At 60.3% G+C, this 15815-nt stretch carries 12 protein-coding genes; 6 read left to right on the top strand and 6 right to left on the bottom strand.

Annotated elements, in window-relative coordinates:
* Positions 1-43: 43 nt before the first annotated feature.
* The 3 genes from Enr8_RS20145 to Enr8_RS20155 form a co-directional block, all read right to left on the bottom strand.
* The gene (locus Enr8_RS20145; protein WP_146435071.1) at positions 44-1951 is read right to left on the bottom strand and encodes a hypothetical protein; all 1908 of its coding nucleotides are present in this window, start codon (positions 1949-1951) and stop codon (positions 44-46) included.
* Positions 1952-2228: 277 nt separating this feature from the next.
* Entirely contained in the window at positions 2229-3239 is a 1011-nt protein-coding gene (locus tag Enr8_RS20150) for an SDR family oxidoreductase (protein ID WP_246120174.1), read from the bottom strand.
* Between the two features lie 35 nt (positions 3240-3274).
* Positions 3275-3775, bottom strand: a complete 501-nt coding sequence (locus Enr8_RS20155; RefSeq protein WP_146435077.1) for a DinB family protein — start codon at positions 3773-3775, stop codon at positions 3275-3277.
* 390 nt (positions 3776-4165) lie between these two features.
* Here Enr8_RS20155 and Enr8_RS20160 point away from each other — a divergent pair, with 390 nt between their 5' ends.
* Both Enr8_RS20160 and Enr8_RS20165 read left to right on the top strand, forming a co-directional pair.
* On the top strand, positions 4166-5824 hold the full coding sequence (locus tag Enr8_RS20160; RefSeq protein ID WP_246120175.1) for an HD-GYP domain-containing protein: 1659 nt from the start codon (positions 4166-4168) through the stop codon (positions 5822-5824).
* Positions 5825-5867: 43 nt separating this feature from the next.
* Positions 5868-6365, top strand: a complete 498-nt coding sequence (locus Enr8_RS20165; protein WP_146435080.1) for a hypothetical protein — start codon at positions 5868-5870, stop codon at positions 6363-6365.
* 7 nt (positions 6366-6372) lie between these two features.
* Here the strand turns inward: Enr8_RS20165 and ygfZ are convergent, their stop codons facing one another.
* Together ygfZ and Enr8_RS20175 are read right to left on the bottom strand one after the other, a co-directional pair.
* Positions 6373-7347: a CAF17-like 4Fe-4S cluster assembly/insertion protein YgfZ gene (gene ygfZ / locus Enr8_RS20170; RefSeq protein ID WP_146435083.1), complete on the bottom strand. Its 975-nt coding sequence runs from the start codon at positions 7345-7347 to the stop codon at positions 6373-6375.
* On the bottom strand, positions 7344-8600 hold the full coding sequence (locus Enr8_RS20175; protein WP_146435086.1) for a lactate racemase domain-containing protein: 1257 nt from the start codon (positions 8598-8600) through the stop codon (positions 7344-7346). The genes ygfZ and Enr8_RS20175 overlap by 4 nt, the downstream gene beginning before the upstream one ends.
* Positions 8601-8755: 155 nt before the next feature.
* Between Enr8_RS20175 and Enr8_RS20180 the strand changes: the two genes are divergently transcribed.
* A complete protein-coding gene (locus Enr8_RS20180) occupies positions 8756-11134 on the top strand; it encodes an outer membrane protein assembly factor BamB family protein (protein WP_146435088.1) in 2379 nt (792 codons plus the stop codon).
* Between the two features lie 27 nt (positions 11135-11161).
* Here the strand turns inward: Enr8_RS20180 and Enr8_RS20185 are convergent, their stop codons facing one another.
* Entirely contained in the window at positions 11162-11491 is a 330-nt protein-coding gene (locus Enr8_RS20185; protein WP_146435091.1) for an Hpt domain-containing protein, read from the bottom strand.
* Positions 11492-11880: 389 nt separating this feature from the next.
* Between Enr8_RS20185 and Enr8_RS20190 the strand changes: the two genes are divergently transcribed.
* The 3 genes from Enr8_RS20190 (at position 11881) to Enr8_RS20200 (ending at position 15805) form a co-directional block, all read left to right on the top strand.
* On the top strand, positions 11881-12399 hold the full coding sequence (locus tag Enr8_RS20190; RefSeq protein WP_146435094.1) for a hypothetical protein: 519 nt from the start codon (positions 11881-11883) through the stop codon (positions 12397-12399).
* A 236-nt stretch (positions 12400-12635) separates the two neighbouring features.
* Positions 12636-14366, top strand: coding sequence for a DUF1598 domain-containing protein (locus Enr8_RS20195; RefSeq protein ID WP_146435096.1), 1731 nt, complete (start codon positions 12636-12638; stop codon positions 14364-14366).
* Between the two features lie 149 nt (positions 14367-14515).
* Positions 14516-15805: an SMI1/KNR4 family protein gene (locus Enr8_RS20200; RefSeq protein WP_146435099.1), complete on the top strand. Its 1290-nt coding sequence runs from the start codon at positions 14516-14518 to the stop codon at positions 15803-15805.
* Positions 15806-15815: the final 10 nt, after the last annotated feature.

The following is a 15815-nucleotide window of genomic DNA, read 5'->3' on the forward strand; positions in this document are numbered from 1 at the left end:
TCATTGGGATGAAACTCGACGGCGCGATCCGCGAGAGTCGCGACTAACGCGCGAAGTCGCTGGCTTCGAGGGGCAAGAACTGCTCGCCGTCAAAGAAGGTCACCAGCGGCATTTGCTCGGCGATCTCCAACTCTTCGAGTTCAAAGCGAACTTGCGGTGCGTAAGGCGTTTGCTTGCCGCCGATGACCGCCACCGCGGCGCCATTGTCGCCTGGCGAGATCTGCGAATGATGAATCCGCACGTTGGCGGTGAACGGCAGATCGCGGGCCGCTTGAAAGTGATGCCACAGCATCCCACCGACCGTCGTTAGCTTGTCGCCTTGCAGGTGAAATCGCAGCGGAGTCGCGCTGGCCTGGGTCCGTACCATTCCGCCGACCCCTTCGTAGCGACAGTCGTCCAGGCGAAGGGCCGCATCGCCCGAGGCGACGACGTCAACGCCGATCAGCACGCCGGTAAAGCGACAGTCGACCAGGCGCGCTTCGGGCAACGAACGAAGTCCGGCCGCCGCTTGGGCCGGAGGGCGCCAACCGACGGCGATCGACTCACCGCCTGAGGCGACGCCTTGAAACGTGCAGTCCCGCAGCGTCATCGACGACGCAGCGACTTCCAGCAGCACTTGTCTGGCGGCTGGCGACGTCGCCACAAAGTCGATCCGCTGGAGCGTCAGCTTGTCAGCCGTTAGCCGCAGCGGCTGCGTCCCGATTTCCATCGTTGTACGCTTGCCGGGCGGGGCGCTGATCGTCGACTCGGCAGCGACCTCTTGGGGAAACTCAGCCGCCGTCAATTTCATCGGCAGTTCGATTCGCCGAGACGTGGCGGTAGGCACTTCGATCGACGCCAAATGGATATCGCTGCGCTGCTTGTTCGTCTTGGTCGGCATTAGCGGTTTGGCGGCCAGCGGGGTGAGTGGCGCCGGCAACTCGGGCGAAGTTGACGTTGGCGCGGCCCGGTCAGGCCAGAACATGCTGCCGCCGATCAACAGCAACGCGACGCTGGCGGCCGACGCCAGGTTGCGCCGGCGGCGGTGGGCGGCTTCTTGGCGAAGATGGACATGCAGGTTCGGCAGGACCAGCGGCGGCTCGATCAAGTAGCTTTGCAGCTGCCGGGCGTCCGCTTCGTCGGCTGGGCCAAGCAGGGCGAACCAGTCAGCCAGGCGAGTTTCTGGTTTCGTTTGCCGGGCATGCAGTTCGCGCAACAGCGGATCATCAGTGAGCGAGTCGAAGGGAACGCGCGGCGGGGCTCCATGAGGGACGCCGCAGAGCAACTGCCGCATCAATTGCGACAGCCGCTGTACGTCGCTGATCTTGCGCAACGGACTGGCCGATGGCCAGCGAATGCCGGGTAGGGGAGCGCTGGCGACGCCGTCGGCGCCAAGAAAGATTGTCTCCGGGGCGACGCGGCCATGCGTGCGACTGGCCGTTTCGAGCGACAACAATTGATGAACCACTTGCCGCAGTAGTGCGGTCACCGTGCTGGCCGGCATCCGGCCGTAGCGGGTAAGCAGTTCGGCGATCGTCTGGCCCGACGGCAAGATCGCGGCGACCCAGTGCCTTTGGCCAACTTGGCCGGCGTCGACGATCCGCCCGCGATAGCCGGCGATCGGCGTCTGGCTGCGCTCTTGTAGCGGCTGATCGCCGACCGCGACCAGATAGCCAGGCTGTCCTTCGCTGGTCGCTTCGTACCAATCGACGCCGTCGATGGTGACCCTCTTGCGAGCCAGCAGGTACAAGCCGCAGGTTAGTTCCGCTTCGCGCTGGGCGTAGAAGAATTCGGCTTGGGTCGGCGTCAACAGGCTGAGTTGTTGCAGGGCGTCGATCCAGACGATGTCCATTTCGCGCAAAGAAGCCGGCGCCGAATCGAGAAACTCCTCCGCCGCCGTCAGCGCAATCGGCTCGATCCAGCCGCAGGCGGCCAGCCGCTGAGAAATTCTGGCGGGGATCGATTTTGCCATGTGACGTTGAATGGTGCGTGATTTGGATAGCCCCGAAAGCTCCGCTTTCGGGGCCGACGAAGTCGGCAGGAAGCATCAGGCCGAGGTGCGTTGTCGGCCGGCGGACTGCTGGCTCAAACGGCTTGAACGCCGCCGATTTGCCGGTGACCTCGGGCGGATGCTTCCTATGGCTGCGCCGCCCTGATAGCAAAGCTATTAGGGCTAATCCTGACAATTTTGGCGCTGCGAATACCGTTGCTATCAGAATCCCGCTATTTGGGCAATCGAGAACTGCCGCTCAGAATTGGAGACGGGGGTTGCGGTAGAGCAGTTCTTGGATCTGCTGGGCGCCGCGCAGTTCGTCGGCGGGGCGCTCGTAGTGCCACTCATCGTGGGTTGGCATCCAGCAGTCATGCAAGGGCCACGGATCGAATGGATCGTACCCGAGTTCATCCGCCAGCTTGGTCGAGTCCATCGTGACGTCGCCGGCCCGCGGCGGCATCGGCCCAGCCTCGACTCGCATGCACCCCATCAGGTTGTTAGGGTCATAGTCGCCGACGCGATTGATGATCTGGGCGATCTGGTACAGGCTTAGGCGTCGCGGTCCGCCGGCGTGGAAGATGCCGGCCGCGTCGCGCCCCAGCATGTCGTCAATGACGCGGTTCAAACAGTCGGTGTAGGTGGGGGTGCGAACTTCGTCGTAGTAGAGCGTCGCCGGTTTGTTTTTGGCGAAGCGCGACTGGATCCAGTCGATCGCGCCGGCATGGCCGTTGAAACTGATCCCCATCGGCAGCGAAATTCGCAAGACCGCCGTTTCGGGTCGCTCGAGCTGAATCAGGTTTTCCGACGCCGCCATCGTTTTGCCGTAGATGGTGACCGGATCGGTCGGCTCATGCTCGAAGTAGCCGCCGCCGTTCTTGTCGGAATAGACCAGGTCGATCGACAGCTGAACGAGCCGGGTGTCGGTTCCTTCCAGCACATGCAGCAGATTGCGGACGCTTTCAAAGTTGATCCGCCACGCCATCGACGGGTCCATCTCGCACGACTTTAGAGCGCAGCTGCCGCCGCAGTTGAGGACCGCCTTGAATTGGTACTGATCGAACAGGCGTTTCAGCCCGTCGACATCTTCCACATCGCAGGCGACGATGTTTTCGCCCAGCATCCGCCAATTGTTGACCTGACGTACCCCGACGACCTGGCCGGGATACTTGGAAGAGAAGTAGGGGAGAGCATTGTAGCCGGGTACGCCCGCGACGCCGGTAATCAGCAGCGGCAGGCGAGTCTCGCGGCGCGGCGCGTCAGCGGACAAATTTCGTACTTGTTCGGTTGTCGTGTGTTGAATCATTACCAGCGAGGTTGCGCTCCCAGCAAGCGGCGGAGGAGCCCAATTTGCCCGGCGTGCAGCATCTCGTGCTGGGCGCTCCAAAGCAGACTGTCAAGTTTCGTATTAAACAGGGCGTGAGGCTCTTCGGGAGGTTCGGTTAGGCGAGACAGGGGAAACTGCGGCAGTTCTTCCAGCACGCGACGATGGACGTGGTGAAAGACAGACACGATTTCGTCTCGGCTGGGGTAAACTTCAGGCTGAGGAACCGGGCTCGACCCTTTGCCGAAAATACGAAGGAATTCGGAGGAAATGAAACTTCTATCCTCGGCGAGTTCTCCCCGCAACCGGACCAGCGCCAGACGATACTGGGCCATCGCGAGATGCCCCACTTGCCAGGCGACATGCGAGACTCCCTCGTCGGGCATGTGGTACCAATCGGCGTGGTCGATCGACTCGACTAAGCCGGTCGCGTACCGCCGAACCGACTCGATCTGATGGAGCGCCAGTTCCAGCGAATTCATCTCTCGTCTCCCAGCCCAGCATTCTAGGCATAAATATTTTTGCGATCGCCCCTCTCTGGGAATCCATTTGGGGAAATTCGGGGATCCGTAGCCCAGAAACTTTATAAATGCCCCCTCATGACTGGAGTATTCGCAGCCAATGGACTAATTCCCCGTCTGCAGGGAGGGTGAAGATGATTGTAGCGGAGAATCCGGATCATTTGAGGGAGAAGGGACCCAGAGTGGGGCTTGATTCTTATGTGCCACGGATGGGGTGAGAGGATTGTTTGGAAGCGAATCATGACTCGTAAATTGCCGCAACCTCTTAACTGACCTATGTTTCACGAGGAAATAATGCCCACACGTGTGGGGACGCTGTCCGTAAGTTCCGTTCGAGTATGGGGTTTGACTATGTCCACCCTGCCAGGCGCTCCTGCCCTGCCGACAAAAACGCTAGAACGTCACGCCAATCTGCATCGCCTTGAGTTGGTCAACCGAGAGCTGCAGAACTGGTTCGGCGTCGACTTCACGTTCTGGGATGGCGAAACCGGGGAGATGATGCGCGCCGCGGAAATGCAGCCCCCCGGCGATGACAACTATCTCTCACCGATGATTCGCACCATCGCCGCCAAGAAAAAGCCGGAGATCGTCGCCGAACAAGCGGGCGCTTGCATTCTGGCGATGCCGATGGCGATGGATGGGGGTTTGATCGTCGCGACCTGCCCGTTTGTAACCGGCGAGTCGTACGATTGTTGCGAGGATGAGGAAGGTTTGGCTCGGCTGCTGGGAACGACCTCGGACCGCGCCACGAGTTGGTGGAGAGAACAAAACCGCTGGACGACGCAAAGCCTGGAGCGCATGGCCCGCTTGCAGTTGTCCAAGCTGAACGTGGACGACGAAGCGCGTCGCCTGTCGAACGAAATCGACAAGATCTCGGATAGCCTGTCGTCGACCTACGAAGAAATCAGCCTGCTCTATGGGCTGACGCAAAACTTGCGGATTTCCAGCAGCGACGAACAACTGGGCGATTTGGCGCTTAATTGGCTGTTGGAAGTGCTGCCGTGCGAAGGCCTGGCGATTCAATTTTTGCCAACCGACGGCGATAACGTTTCGTCGAAGGGACGCCGCGAAACGAAGACGCTGAGCGTCGGCGTTTGCCCGCTTGAATCGGAACAGCTGTCGCAGTTGGTCTCGCACTTGAATCTGGGCGAAAAAGGCGCCCCGTTCGTCGCCAATCAGCGCATCACCGCCCGCGAAGAATGGCCTTTTCCGAAGGTCCGCCAATTGATCGTCGTGCCGCTGGCCGAAGGGGATAACATCTTCGGTTGGATCATGGCCTTCAACCACTGCGAGAACAAAGGCTTTGGCACGGTCGAAGCCAGTCTGCTCAGCAGCGTGGGCGCCATCCTCGGCATTCACAGCGGCAATATCGAACTCTATCGCCAGCAATCGGAGTTTGTGACCAGCGTCGTCCAGGCCCTGACTTCGGCGATCGACGCGAAAGATCCTTACACTTGCGGTCATAGCGATCGGGTCGCCCGGTTGTCGGTTTGCCTGGCTCGCCAGATGGGACAAGATACGGACTCGCTCAACCTGCTGTACATGGCGGGGCTGTTGCACGACGTCGGCAAGATCGGCATCGACGACAGCGTACTGCGAAAGCCGGGACGTCTGACCGATGCTGAATATGAGCACATTAAGCTACATCCCGAATTGGGTTTCAATATTCTCAAGGGACTGAAGCAGATCGAGAAGGTTTTGCCGGTCGTCCTGCACCACCACGAACAGTGGGACGGCAAGGGCTATCCGCACGGGCTGAAAGCGACCGATACGCCGCTTCTGGCCCGAATCACCGCGGTGGCCGACGCTTACGACGCGATGTCGAGCGATCGTCCCTACCGCAAAGGGATGCCGGAAGAGAAGGTTGATGCGATCTTCCGCGAAGGCGCCGGCCAGCAGTGGGATCCGGCGGTGATCAACGCCTTCTTCGCCGCTCGTGACGAACTTCGCGATATCCTGGGCGAAGAGCGTGCCGATATCCGCTTTGATGTGCGAGACTGGTTGAAGTAAGACCGGTATCGAGCCAACCGCGCGAGCCTCTATAATAGAGGACATGGCTACAAGCGAAGAAGACCGCGAAGATTTGATGCGCGAGGCGACCGCATTGGTCCGCCGCGGCGAGTACGTTGCGCCGCAAGAGATTGACGTCGTGACGATCGGGTATCGCCGCAATGGCGCTCTCAGCATCTTCTTTGGCCAAGATCCGGTCTATCAATTCAACGATGTGGGCCAGTTTCGTCGCGGCTTTGTCGACGGCGATCTCTTGAAGGCCGATGGCGGCCGTCTGGTTCAAATGCGACGCGAGCGCGATGCAGCGCAAATGACCCTGGTCTCGACGCCGCTCGGCGATGTGGCGCAAGCCGAATTGATCGTCAAAATGGAATGGCGACTGAGCGAACTGGCCGAGTCGATCGAAGAGGATGTCGCCACTTGTAGCGCCGTGATTCCTGAAGACGCGAATCCGGCCAGCGAGTTTCTCGCATGGTGGCGCGACACGCAGATGAAAATCGAGATCGCCTCGGCGCCCAATGTCGTTGCGCCGAAGGCGTAGGCGTTTCTTACGCAGAGAAGGAGAGGGGGGCAATCTCAACCGGTCCGCTTGACGTCTCTAGCGTTTGCCCGGGCTTGTCAAACCCACGCCGGACCATCGCCAGTCCAATCCAACGATTGAGCGACGGCGAGTACGTGGTCGAGGTGACCTGCAACGCCGGTTTGCCGTCGACTTCATAGACCGCGTCGGGGCTCGGCTCGGCGGCGAACTTCACACCCAGTAGACGTCGATTGACATGCCCGAGCGCATCGATCCGGGCGATCGTTTCTTGCCCCAGATAGCACCCCTTGGTGAAGCTGATCGCCAACGCGTCGCGGGCCGCCTCTTGGCAGAGATTGTCGATCGTCAGATCGCGTCCGTAGAAAGGGAAGCCCGCTTCGACGCGCAGCGCCTCGAGCGCTTCGTCACTACCCATCGCTTGATCGTCGCTGGAGAGCGACGGCAAGGGGTCGCCGCTCGTAATGAGTCCCCATGCCGGTTGATCGACGTAGGTCGTCCGGTACAGGATCGTCCCCTGGGGAAAGCTTGGGTGGTCGAGTTCGACGACTTCCAGCGGAGACTGCGGCGGCGTGATTGACCACGACTCGGCGATGAGCTTCTCCATCGGCTCGCCGACCAACAGGAACTCTTGAGTGTCGGACGTGCGATCGACGACTTCGACGTCCTCGATCACCGCATACTTTTGAAAGTGGGGGAGCAGCGCCTCAACTTGATTGGGTACGCCGGTCAAGTAGATCGAGTCAGTCGTCGGCAGCGCGAAAAAGTGCCCAAGGATCTTCCCTTGCAGCGTCGGGATGAACGTTTCGCAGCCTTGCCCCGGCGGCAGCTTCTTGATCTCGGCGGTCGACAGGTTGTGCAGGAACTTCACGCGATCGTCGCCGGTCATTTGCAGACGCGTGCGGGCCGACAGATCGAAGCAAAGTCCAGTTCGACGCAGCTTTTCAAATTGCTCAGCGAGTGGGGCGACTTCCGGCGTACTCATAGTGCGTATTGATCCCAATCGATATCGCGGGAAATCTCTTCTCCCTCGACCGCCACTTCCGAAAGTTGCCCATTGGCTATGAAGGTGCACGACTCGTAGTATTCGCACACCTTGCGGGCTTCTTCCAGGTTGGCGACCGGCGACATGTTCAGTTCGTCGACGATCGCTTCGGGTAGATTGCTCAACAAGTAGATCTTGTTCCGATCGAGCGTCGTCGCCAACTGCAGCGCTGCGGCGGCGTCGGCGGTTCGTTCGCGACGAATGCGGCGGCGTTGTTCGTCCAGGTCGTCATGCTCGCCCAACTGCATCATCGTCGCCGAGGGATGCGTCGCAAGCTCGCTGCAGACGAGAATTGCGCCATTGTCGTCGACCGCATTGGCGGCGACGGCCAGCGAGCGGGCGAAGTTCGCCCAGGTTTGCTGTTGCTGTCCGCCGTTGACGGCGATCACGGTCAGCGCCGATCGCTTGGCCGGTTGATGCCGCCAGGTGTTGGCCAGCTCTTGCTGAATCGACTCGGCGATTTGGTCGATGGCGCCGGCGCGAATGGCGCTGATCGTCTCGGGACCGTTCGCTTCGATCACCAGGCCGAACAAGACGCCCAGCAAGTGGCCCGCTTCAGTCGCTTCGCCGGCGCGACGTTTCCGCAGCACCGGTTGTTCGACAAAGGTGGGCGCGGATAACCGCAGCATCGTTTCGCGATCGGTGAACGTGGGGTAGACCGCTTCGTAAGGGCCAAAGTAGTCGAGCGATGAGTCAAGCCGCGCTAGGCCGACCGGAATTACCATGTCGGCGTCGCTGAGCAGCCGATTGATCATGATCGGTCGGTTTTCTTTCGACGCGCCGATGAAGGCGAGCTTGTTGCGATCGTCCGGATCGTGACGCTCGATGGTGACGTCGGTTCGCTTTCCGCCCATCGTGGTGATGGTCGCCTTGAGTTGTTCGGAGACGTCGTTGGGAAGCACGATCGCGATGCGGCGATCCGCGAACTCGGCCCGGGCGGTCACTTCCAGGATGGTCGCGATAATCTGATCGACCTGCGGGACGTGCCGCCCGATCGCGAATGCGATCAAATCGTCCGGTACGGTCGCTTCGGCAAGACCGGGAAACTGCGGCGGGTTGGTGAGGGCCGTCTCGACCTCACTGCGGACCGACTCCAGCGTTGAGCCCGCCCCATCACAGAGGGCGACGATCTTCTCGTCCGGCAGTTCGAGTTCAAATTTTTGGCTTTCGCCGAACGGCAATGAAATCTGCATGGGCAACTGCGTAGGCTGGGATAGCGAATCGATTCCTGCAATCTTAGAAGGGATTGTCGCTGAGGGTCAACGAGTCGAGGTTTACGCCGAGACGCCAAATCGATGATAATGCGTCTTTCTGCGGTGTGGTTTCGTTTGTCGGAAGGGAAGTCGTCATGCGAGTTTGGATCGTTCTGTTGGCCTTGGCGGCTGGCCTGATGCTGGGGTGCGAAAAATCAGCCGATCTGGCCGAAAAATCTCCGTCCGGTTCCCCCGGTCCGGCGGTGGAGCCAGAATCGACGCCCGCCAAGTCGCCGATCGAATTGCTGCAAGCGATGGCTTCGGCGTACGCCCAGGCCGACAGTTACTTTGATCAAGGCAAATTGCGGCTCAGCCGGACGCTGGCGGGGGAAACGACCTTCGATGATGTTCCCTTTGCGGTCAAGCTGCAGCGTCCCAACCAGTTGCGGGTAGACGCCTACCAGGTGACGATCGCCTGCGACGGCAACCGACTGGTCGCCAAAATCTTTGATGAAGCGACCGACGAGATGGATCATCAGGCGCTGGTTCGACCGGCGCCAGAACAGATTGACGCCGCAACGCTCTACATCGATCCGCAGCAAAGCGACCCGATCTTGTCGGAGATTCTGGTGGGCGGCATCGTCGGTCCGCCCCCGACGCTGGAGATGCTGTTGGCGAAGGAAATGCCCGACTTCTCGCAAGAGGCGGACAATTACGTGGTGGGCGTCGACGATACGATCAACGGGCGTCGGTGCCATCGTCTGATCTGCCAAACGCCCAATGGTCCGCTGACGATGTATGTCGATGCTGAGAATTTTTTGTTGCGGCGGATCGAATATCCCCAGGAACCGATGCTTTCGGCCCTGAAGCAAAGCGATCCCAACGCCAAGATCTCGCTGGTCGCCGACTTCGTCAACGCATCGATCAACGACCCGATTCATGAAAACGAGTTTCTGTACAACATTCATGGCGGCGACAAGCAAGTCGCCTACTTTGTCCGTCCGGCGCAAGCGACCGCTAGTCCGTTGTTGGGAGAAAAGCCGCAGCCATTTTCGCTTGAGCGTCTGAGCGGCGAGAAAATCGCTTCGACCGAATTGCTTGCCGCGCCGACGGTGTTGGCCTGGATCAACGATCATCCTTCCAGCCGTTTGATGACCGATCAGCTGACCCGCTTTGCGGCCGACGCATCGACCGGCGTCGAAGTGAAACTGGTCTCGGTCGATCCGCACGAGACGCCGGGGGCACAGGTGCTGCAGCGGCTCGAGCAATGGGGCGCCAACTTTCCGGTCTATCGCGACGCCGATGCCGTCGGGCAAATGCAGTTTCGGATTCCTGGCGCTCCGACCGTCGTCTTGTTGGATGATCAAGGGCGGGTTCAGTTTTACGAGGCGGGCGCTTCGCCTGACCTGGCAGAGCGACTGTGGGACATTTCCAAGCGTTTGACCGGCGGAGAGAACGTCGCCGAGACGACGCTGGCGGCCGTCCAGGCGGAGAAGAAGCTGTATCAAGCGGCGCTGGCCGCATCGATGGCGGGCAAGAATCCGTACCGCGATTTGCCGCTACCCTCGGTAAGCGCGGCGGCGGCTCGCGAGTTTGACAAGTTTGCGGCCGAAACGGTCTGGTCGACTAGCGACGTGGAAAGTCCTGGGGCAGTTGCGGTACTGCGGACCGGCGACGCCGAGCGGATTTTTGTGCTGGACGGCGGGAAAGCGATTTGCGAACTCGACGCCGAGGGGAAATTGGTCTCGCGGCATGTATTGAGTCTGGGGGAAGACGTCGTCGTCGACCGAATGCGGGTCGCAGCCAGCGACAAAGGGCTGCGGGTAGCGCTGTTTCAGCCCAACGGCCAACGCCTGTGGCTGTTGGATGAGAACTTGGAGCCGCTGTTCCGTTATCCAACCAGCGACGCCGTGCATGCCGGGATCGCCGACGCTCAACTGCTGAGCGGGTTCGAGCAAACGACGCTGGTGGTGGCGTTTCAGGGAGAAATTGGCGCCCATGGCATCGACGAGAGCGGGAAGCGGCTGTGGAGTTTTCGCGAGATGTTGCAGCTGCGCGATCTGGCGCCGGTTGGTCCGGGAGAGATCGCGGTGATGGATGCGTCAAGTCGAGCCTTGGTGATCGATCGGCAGGGAAAAGTCCGCCGCGAGATCGGTCTGCCGCAGCGGTCGTTGTTGTCGCTCTGCCACGATCCGGTCTCAGGGCAGCTGTTGGCGCTGGCCTTGGCCGAGATCGAGATGCTGGAGTTTGACGCGCTGGCGAAAGACGGAGCGCAGGTCTGGAGCTATCCGCTGCCGGCGGCCGAATTGCCGCAGGTGTCGCCGAAGATGGCGGCCGTTTCGATTGGCGAGCTGCGGGGGTGGTGCGGACTGGGGCCTGACGGCACCGTGCACGTGATGCAGGCCGATGGCGCTGCGACCGATCGAATGGCGTTTGGCGAGATGCCCCTCGGGCTGGGAACGGTCGGCAGCGGCGATCTGATTATCGCGCTGCCTGATCGCGTGGTGCGGTTACGTCTGGCGCCGAGACGCTAGTCGGCGCAATGTTGACGATTGCGACGGTTAGGCGGGCGCGCCGCTGCGGATGCGGCGGCAGATGCTGGCCAGCTCGCGAAACGAGTTGATCATCTGTTGTTCGCCGGTGTCGTTGCGACAGTCGTGCTCTAACTGGGCGGCGTACGGGGTAATCTGACCAAAGCCGTAGCTGCCGGCCGCTCCCTTCAGCTGGTGCGCGATGCGTCCCAGGCCTTCCCAGTCGTTCTGATCAACGCAGCGAAGCATCGATTCGATTCGATCGGGCATTTCTGAGACGAACATATCGACGATTTCGGCCAAATCGGGGTCGTCCCCCAAATCGGAGAAGAGTGGCTGCGTAGCGGACTGCGTCGACATAAGGCGCTCCTGTTTACGACCGGATGTCTGGAGGTATACGGGTGTTAGAAAGAATAGGGCGCATTCTTGCGCGGTTTCTGCAAGAAGGCCTTTTGGGTGGCGAAGTCACGGGGAACCGTGAGCTGAAATAGCGTTTGTGAGGGGGCGCGGAGCGCATAATCGGCCCCTTCGGCACGTCCGGACCTGGAAATTCTTTCCACGTGGGAAAAAGGAAACGGCTGGTTAACCTGGGAGCCCTGGGATGACGATAGCGTGTGATAGCGTTCGTCAAATAGACGAGTTAGGTGGTCTATGCAAGTTGGCGGATCTCGTAGTTTGTATGCTCGCGAGACGCTGGCGCCGCAAGAGCCGTTTTAGTTTTATTGTCGAGACATTTGGAGTTCTCACAGATGAAGAGCCGTCTTGTTCTCCCGGCGTTTTTGGTTGTCGCTTCGATCTTTGCCGTCGTCGCCGCCAACGCCGAAGCTGGCCTGTTTGGCCACGGTTGCGGTTGCGAGCCGACCTGCTGCGCGCCGGAACCGACCTGTTGTGCCCCGGAACCGAGCTGTTGCGCTCCGGAACCGAGCTGCTGTGATCCCTGTGGTTCGTGCTGCCGTCCCGGCCTGTTCGCTCGCCTGAAGGCGAAGCTGGCCAGCTGCTGCAAGAAGAGCTGCTGCGAACCGACCTGCTGCGCTCCGGAACCGACCTGCTGCGCGCCGGAACCGACCTGCTGCGCGCCGGAACCGACCTGCTGCGCGCCGGAACCGACCTGCTGCGCCCCGGAACCGACCTGCTGCGCCCCGGAACCGTCGTGCTGCGAACCGTGCTGCAAGAAGCCCTGCTTCCTGAAGCGTCTGTTCCACAAGTGCTGTGCTCCCAGCTGCTGCGAGCCGACCTGCTGTGCTCCGGAACCGACCTGCTGTGGCTAATTGCCAAACAGTAGATCCCGTCCGTTAAAATGAAAGAACCGCTTGCCGCTTGGCAAGCGGTTCTTTATTTCTTGACCCCGAAATTGGGGCCGATTGATTGACGCGGCAGCCAAACGATCGACAATGAAGAGATGTCGCGATTCTCCCTCTATTGGGCCAGGATGTGACGCAGTCTCCTCCTTTTCCGGCTATTTAGCCGCTTTCGCTCGCTTGGTTCTGATCCAAAGAGAAACGCCATGTCGCGGCTTTTTCGCATCGTATCGCCTGTCGTTCTATTGGCCCTGTTGGCCTTATCGCCTGTGGCCTGGGGACAAGGGCCCGACTCGGGGACCAACGATTTTGACGCCCTGTTGGCGGCTGGCGAGTTTCCTCCGGCGATCCAACTGGCCAAACAAGCGCAGACCGCCGAGCAGCGTGATCAGATGTTCGCCCGACTGGCGCGAGCCCAAGCGGCCGGCGGCGCCAAACAAGCAGCCCTGGCCAGCGTGCGTTCGATCTCGAGTGATCAATACCGCACCGAAACCCTGATTGGCCTCGAAAAGCCGCTTACCACGCGACCCGGTGCGATGGGGGGCGGCGTCGAGCCCGACTTTGATCAACTGATTGACCTGATTACCACTACGATCCAGCCGGAGTCATGGGAAGAGTTGGGCGGACCAGGCGCCATCGCGCCGTTTGAAAGTGGCGTCTACGTCGACTCGAAGGGAACGTTGCAGCGGGCTCAGCTCGAAGATCATTCGGGCCGTTTGGAAATGCTGCGCAAGTCGACGGCCGCCGACTCTGGTAATCGCCGCGTGGCGGTTAGTTCGCCGCTTCGCAAAATCTCGCTCAATCGCTTAGAGCGAGAAGTCCACCTGCGAATGGCGGCCGGAGAACCGCTCGATGACGAGATGAAGCGACTCGCGGGAATCTACAAAATTAAATACGTGATGGTCTACCCGGCCACCGGCGATGTGGTGATCGCCGGCCCAGCGAGCGGCTGGACCCCCAACGCGGAAGGGCGGATCGTAAGTACCGAAACGGAGCGACCTACGTTGCGCTTGGACGACCTGGTCGTCGTGATGCGTAACGCCCAACGCGACGGCGGCCGTTACGGTTGTTCGATCACTCCCTATCAAGAGAAGCTGGCCGCGACGAAGGAGTTCTTGGCTAAATCGGCGGAGAAAAATATTAATCCGCGGCAACGCGACAAGTGGCTCGAAGATTTGCGGCAGACGCTCGGTAAGCAGGAGATCGAGGTCTACGGCGTCGATCCTGACACGCATGTCGCCCGGATCCTGGTCGAGGCCGATTATCACATGAAGCGGATCGGCATGGGGCTGGAAGAGGGAACGCTGGGCGTCCCCAGCTATCTGTCGATGATCAAGGTAGAGCCTGGGCAATCGCCGCCGCCGATGGACGTTTTGCGGTGGTGGTTCGCCCTCAATTACACGGCGGTCGCGACCACCGAAGGCCGCAATATCTTTGAGCTGCGCGGCCCCGGCGTCCAAGTGCTGAGCGAGAACGAACTGCTGGCCCAAGATGGCGAACGCATCCATACCGGCAAGAGTACCCAGCTGAACGAGAACTTCGCCCACAACTTCACGAAACATTACGAAGAGCTGGCGAAGAAATATCCCGTCTACGCCGAACTAGAAAACATCTTCGACCTGACGCTGATCGCCGCCGTGATTCAAAAGGAACACCTGGCCGCCAAGGGAGATTGGGGCCAGACCTACTTTGGCGCCGGGGGACGCTATCGCCCCGAACGACTGCTAGTGGCCAAGGAAGTCGAAACGATCATGAATCATCGTGTGTTCGACAAAAAGCATATCATCGCCGGCGTCAGCGGCGGCGTGAGCGTCGACGCTTCGTCGCTGTTGAAGGACAACTTCATTCACGAAGACGAATATGGCCTGATGGACGCCGATCTAAAGGGGAGCGTGACGCCGAAGGACCTGGCGCCGGAAGCCTGGTGGTGGGACTAGTCGACAGCCTTGCCCGCCACGTTCTAAGAAGGTTCTTCCGTGTCGCTGCCGACGGATATGGTTCCGCCGGCAGCGACTCTGCTCTGTCGTTGCCCTGACTGGCGAGCAGGCACGATAAATAAATTGCAATGCAAGATAAGAGCCTGCCCATGCCGACGGAAATTGTTCCGTTTTGTGAAGAAGAGCTGCAGCAGCTTCGGGAGTTAAAGATTGCGATCTTTCGCAATAAGATTATTCTCGATGCGCAGCCGCCGATTACCGCCGAGCAGTTGACGGAAGTGAAGCGCAAAGTCGACGGAGAGCTTCCGCTGGGGTTGATCGAACTCTGGAAAATCTCCTTCGGCGGCATGTTGGACTACGACTACCAAATCAACTTTGACGGCCATCTGTTTGCCGCCAGCTTGCGCGAGCTCTACTATCCCGGCAGCCGCCACTACGACGACCTGCATGGCTGGATTGATCACGAGATCGAGACGCTACAGGAGGTCGCGGAAGAAGACGAGACGGAGCCGCCGACCCGAACGCCGTTCGTCCCGTTTGGCGGTTTTGAATATCTGGAGCGGTTCTATGTGTCGCTCGAGCCGGACGAGTATGGTGCAGTGATCGCCTATGCGAAGGGAATTCCCTGGAAAGGCCGCTTGAACGTCGACTCGGTCGCGACTGTCGAGGACTCGGTCGCCGCTTTGTTCGATCAACTGTCGCTGTTTGAAAATCCGCAAGACCCGAAGGCCAGCGCGTTCGCTCATGGCAAGGACATGGCACAACGGATTCAGCACATCGCTGGCCAATATCCAGAGCTTGCGGCGAAGCTAACCAAGTTGATGCAGGCCAGCGTCGTTGATTGGCGTGAGACGCTGCAGGATGTCGATCTGGCGAACGAATTGACGCACGGTCAGCAGTTGGCGCTGCGGCTTGCGCTGAGGTACGCGATCGATCATCAAGACCTGAAGCTGCTCGATCAACTTAGGCGGAACGGCGTGCCGCTCGCTACGACGCTGTACGGCACGCAAGAAATGCTGGGCTATGCGATGATCAAGCAATCGTACGACGTTGTTGAGCGTTTGCTGGCCTTTGACTCTGATCTGGGCGACAAGCCGATCCTCGCCGCGACCGATTGCCCCGACAAGCTGCTGCTAGAGTTGGTCGGTCGAGGCGCCTGGTTTGATGATGGGGTCGTCTACGAGGCGGCCGAAACCGGGGCGACCGGCGGAGCGCTGATGGTGGTGCGGTCAGGCAACATGAAGGATCGGCCGGCGGACCAAACGTTTGCGGAAACGGCGATGCAGCGGGCCGAGAAATGCGAGCAAGACGCCGCCTCGGTCGAGCTTGACGATCTCAGCTCGTATCTGACGCCGGAACAATATCGGGAGCGAGCCGAAAGGCTGCGGCATTTCGCTTCCTTCCTGACAAGTGAGCAGGAACCGCCGCAAGCGGACTAAGAGAGCGACA

This window comes from Blastopirellula retiformator (genome assembly GCF_007859755.1).
Taxonomy (GTDB): Bacteria; Planctomycetota; Planctomycetia; order Pirellulales; family Pirellulaceae; genus Blastopirellula; species Blastopirellula retiformator.

Bases quoted from the DNA above. Each gene is read 5' to 3' on its own strand.
- ygfZ (WP_146435083.1), bottom strand. From the start codon at position 7,347: ATGAGTACGCCGGAAGTCGCCCCACTCGCTGAGCAATTTGAAAAGCTG.
- Enr8_RS20165 (WP_146435080.1), top strand. From the start codon at position 5,868: ATGGCTACAAGCGAAGAAGACCGCGAAGATTTGATGCGCGAGGCGACC.
- Enr8_RS20180 (WP_146435088.1), top strand. From the start codon at position 8,756: ATGCGAGTTTGGATCGTTCTGTTGGCCTTGGCGGCTGGCCTGATGCTG.
- Enr8_RS20185 (WP_146435091.1), bottom strand. From the start codon at position 11,491: ATGTCGACGCAGTCCGCTACGCAGCCACTCTTCTCCGATTTGGGGGAC.
- Enr8_RS20145 (WP_146435071.1), bottom strand. From the start codon at position 1,951: ATGGCAAAATCGATCCCCGCCAGAATTTCTCAGCGGCTGGCCGCCTGC.
- Enr8_RS20175 (WP_146435086.1), bottom strand. From the start codon at position 8,600: ATGCAGATTTCATTGCCGTTCGGCGAAAGCCAAAAATTTGAACTCGAA.
- Enr8_RS20160 (WP_246120175.1), top strand. From the start codon at position 4,166: ATGTCCACCCTGCCAGGCGCTCCTGCCCTGCCGACAAAAACGCTAGAA.
- Enr8_RS20155 (WP_146435077.1), bottom strand. From the start codon at position 3,775: ATGAATTCGCTGGAACTGGCGCTCCATCAGATCGAGTCGGTTCGGCGG.
- Enr8_RS20195 (WP_146435096.1), top strand. From the start codon at position 12,636: ATGTCGCGGCTTTTTCGCATCGTATCGCCTGTCGTTCTATTGGCCCTG.
- Enr8_RS20190 (WP_146435094.1), top strand. From the start codon at position 11,881: ATGAAGAGCCGTCTTGTTCTCCCGGCGTTTTTGGTTGTCGCTTCGATC.
- Enr8_RS20200 (WP_146435099.1), top strand. From the start codon at position 14,516: ATGCCGACGGAAATTGTTCCGTTTTGTGAAGAAGAGCTGCAGCAGCTT.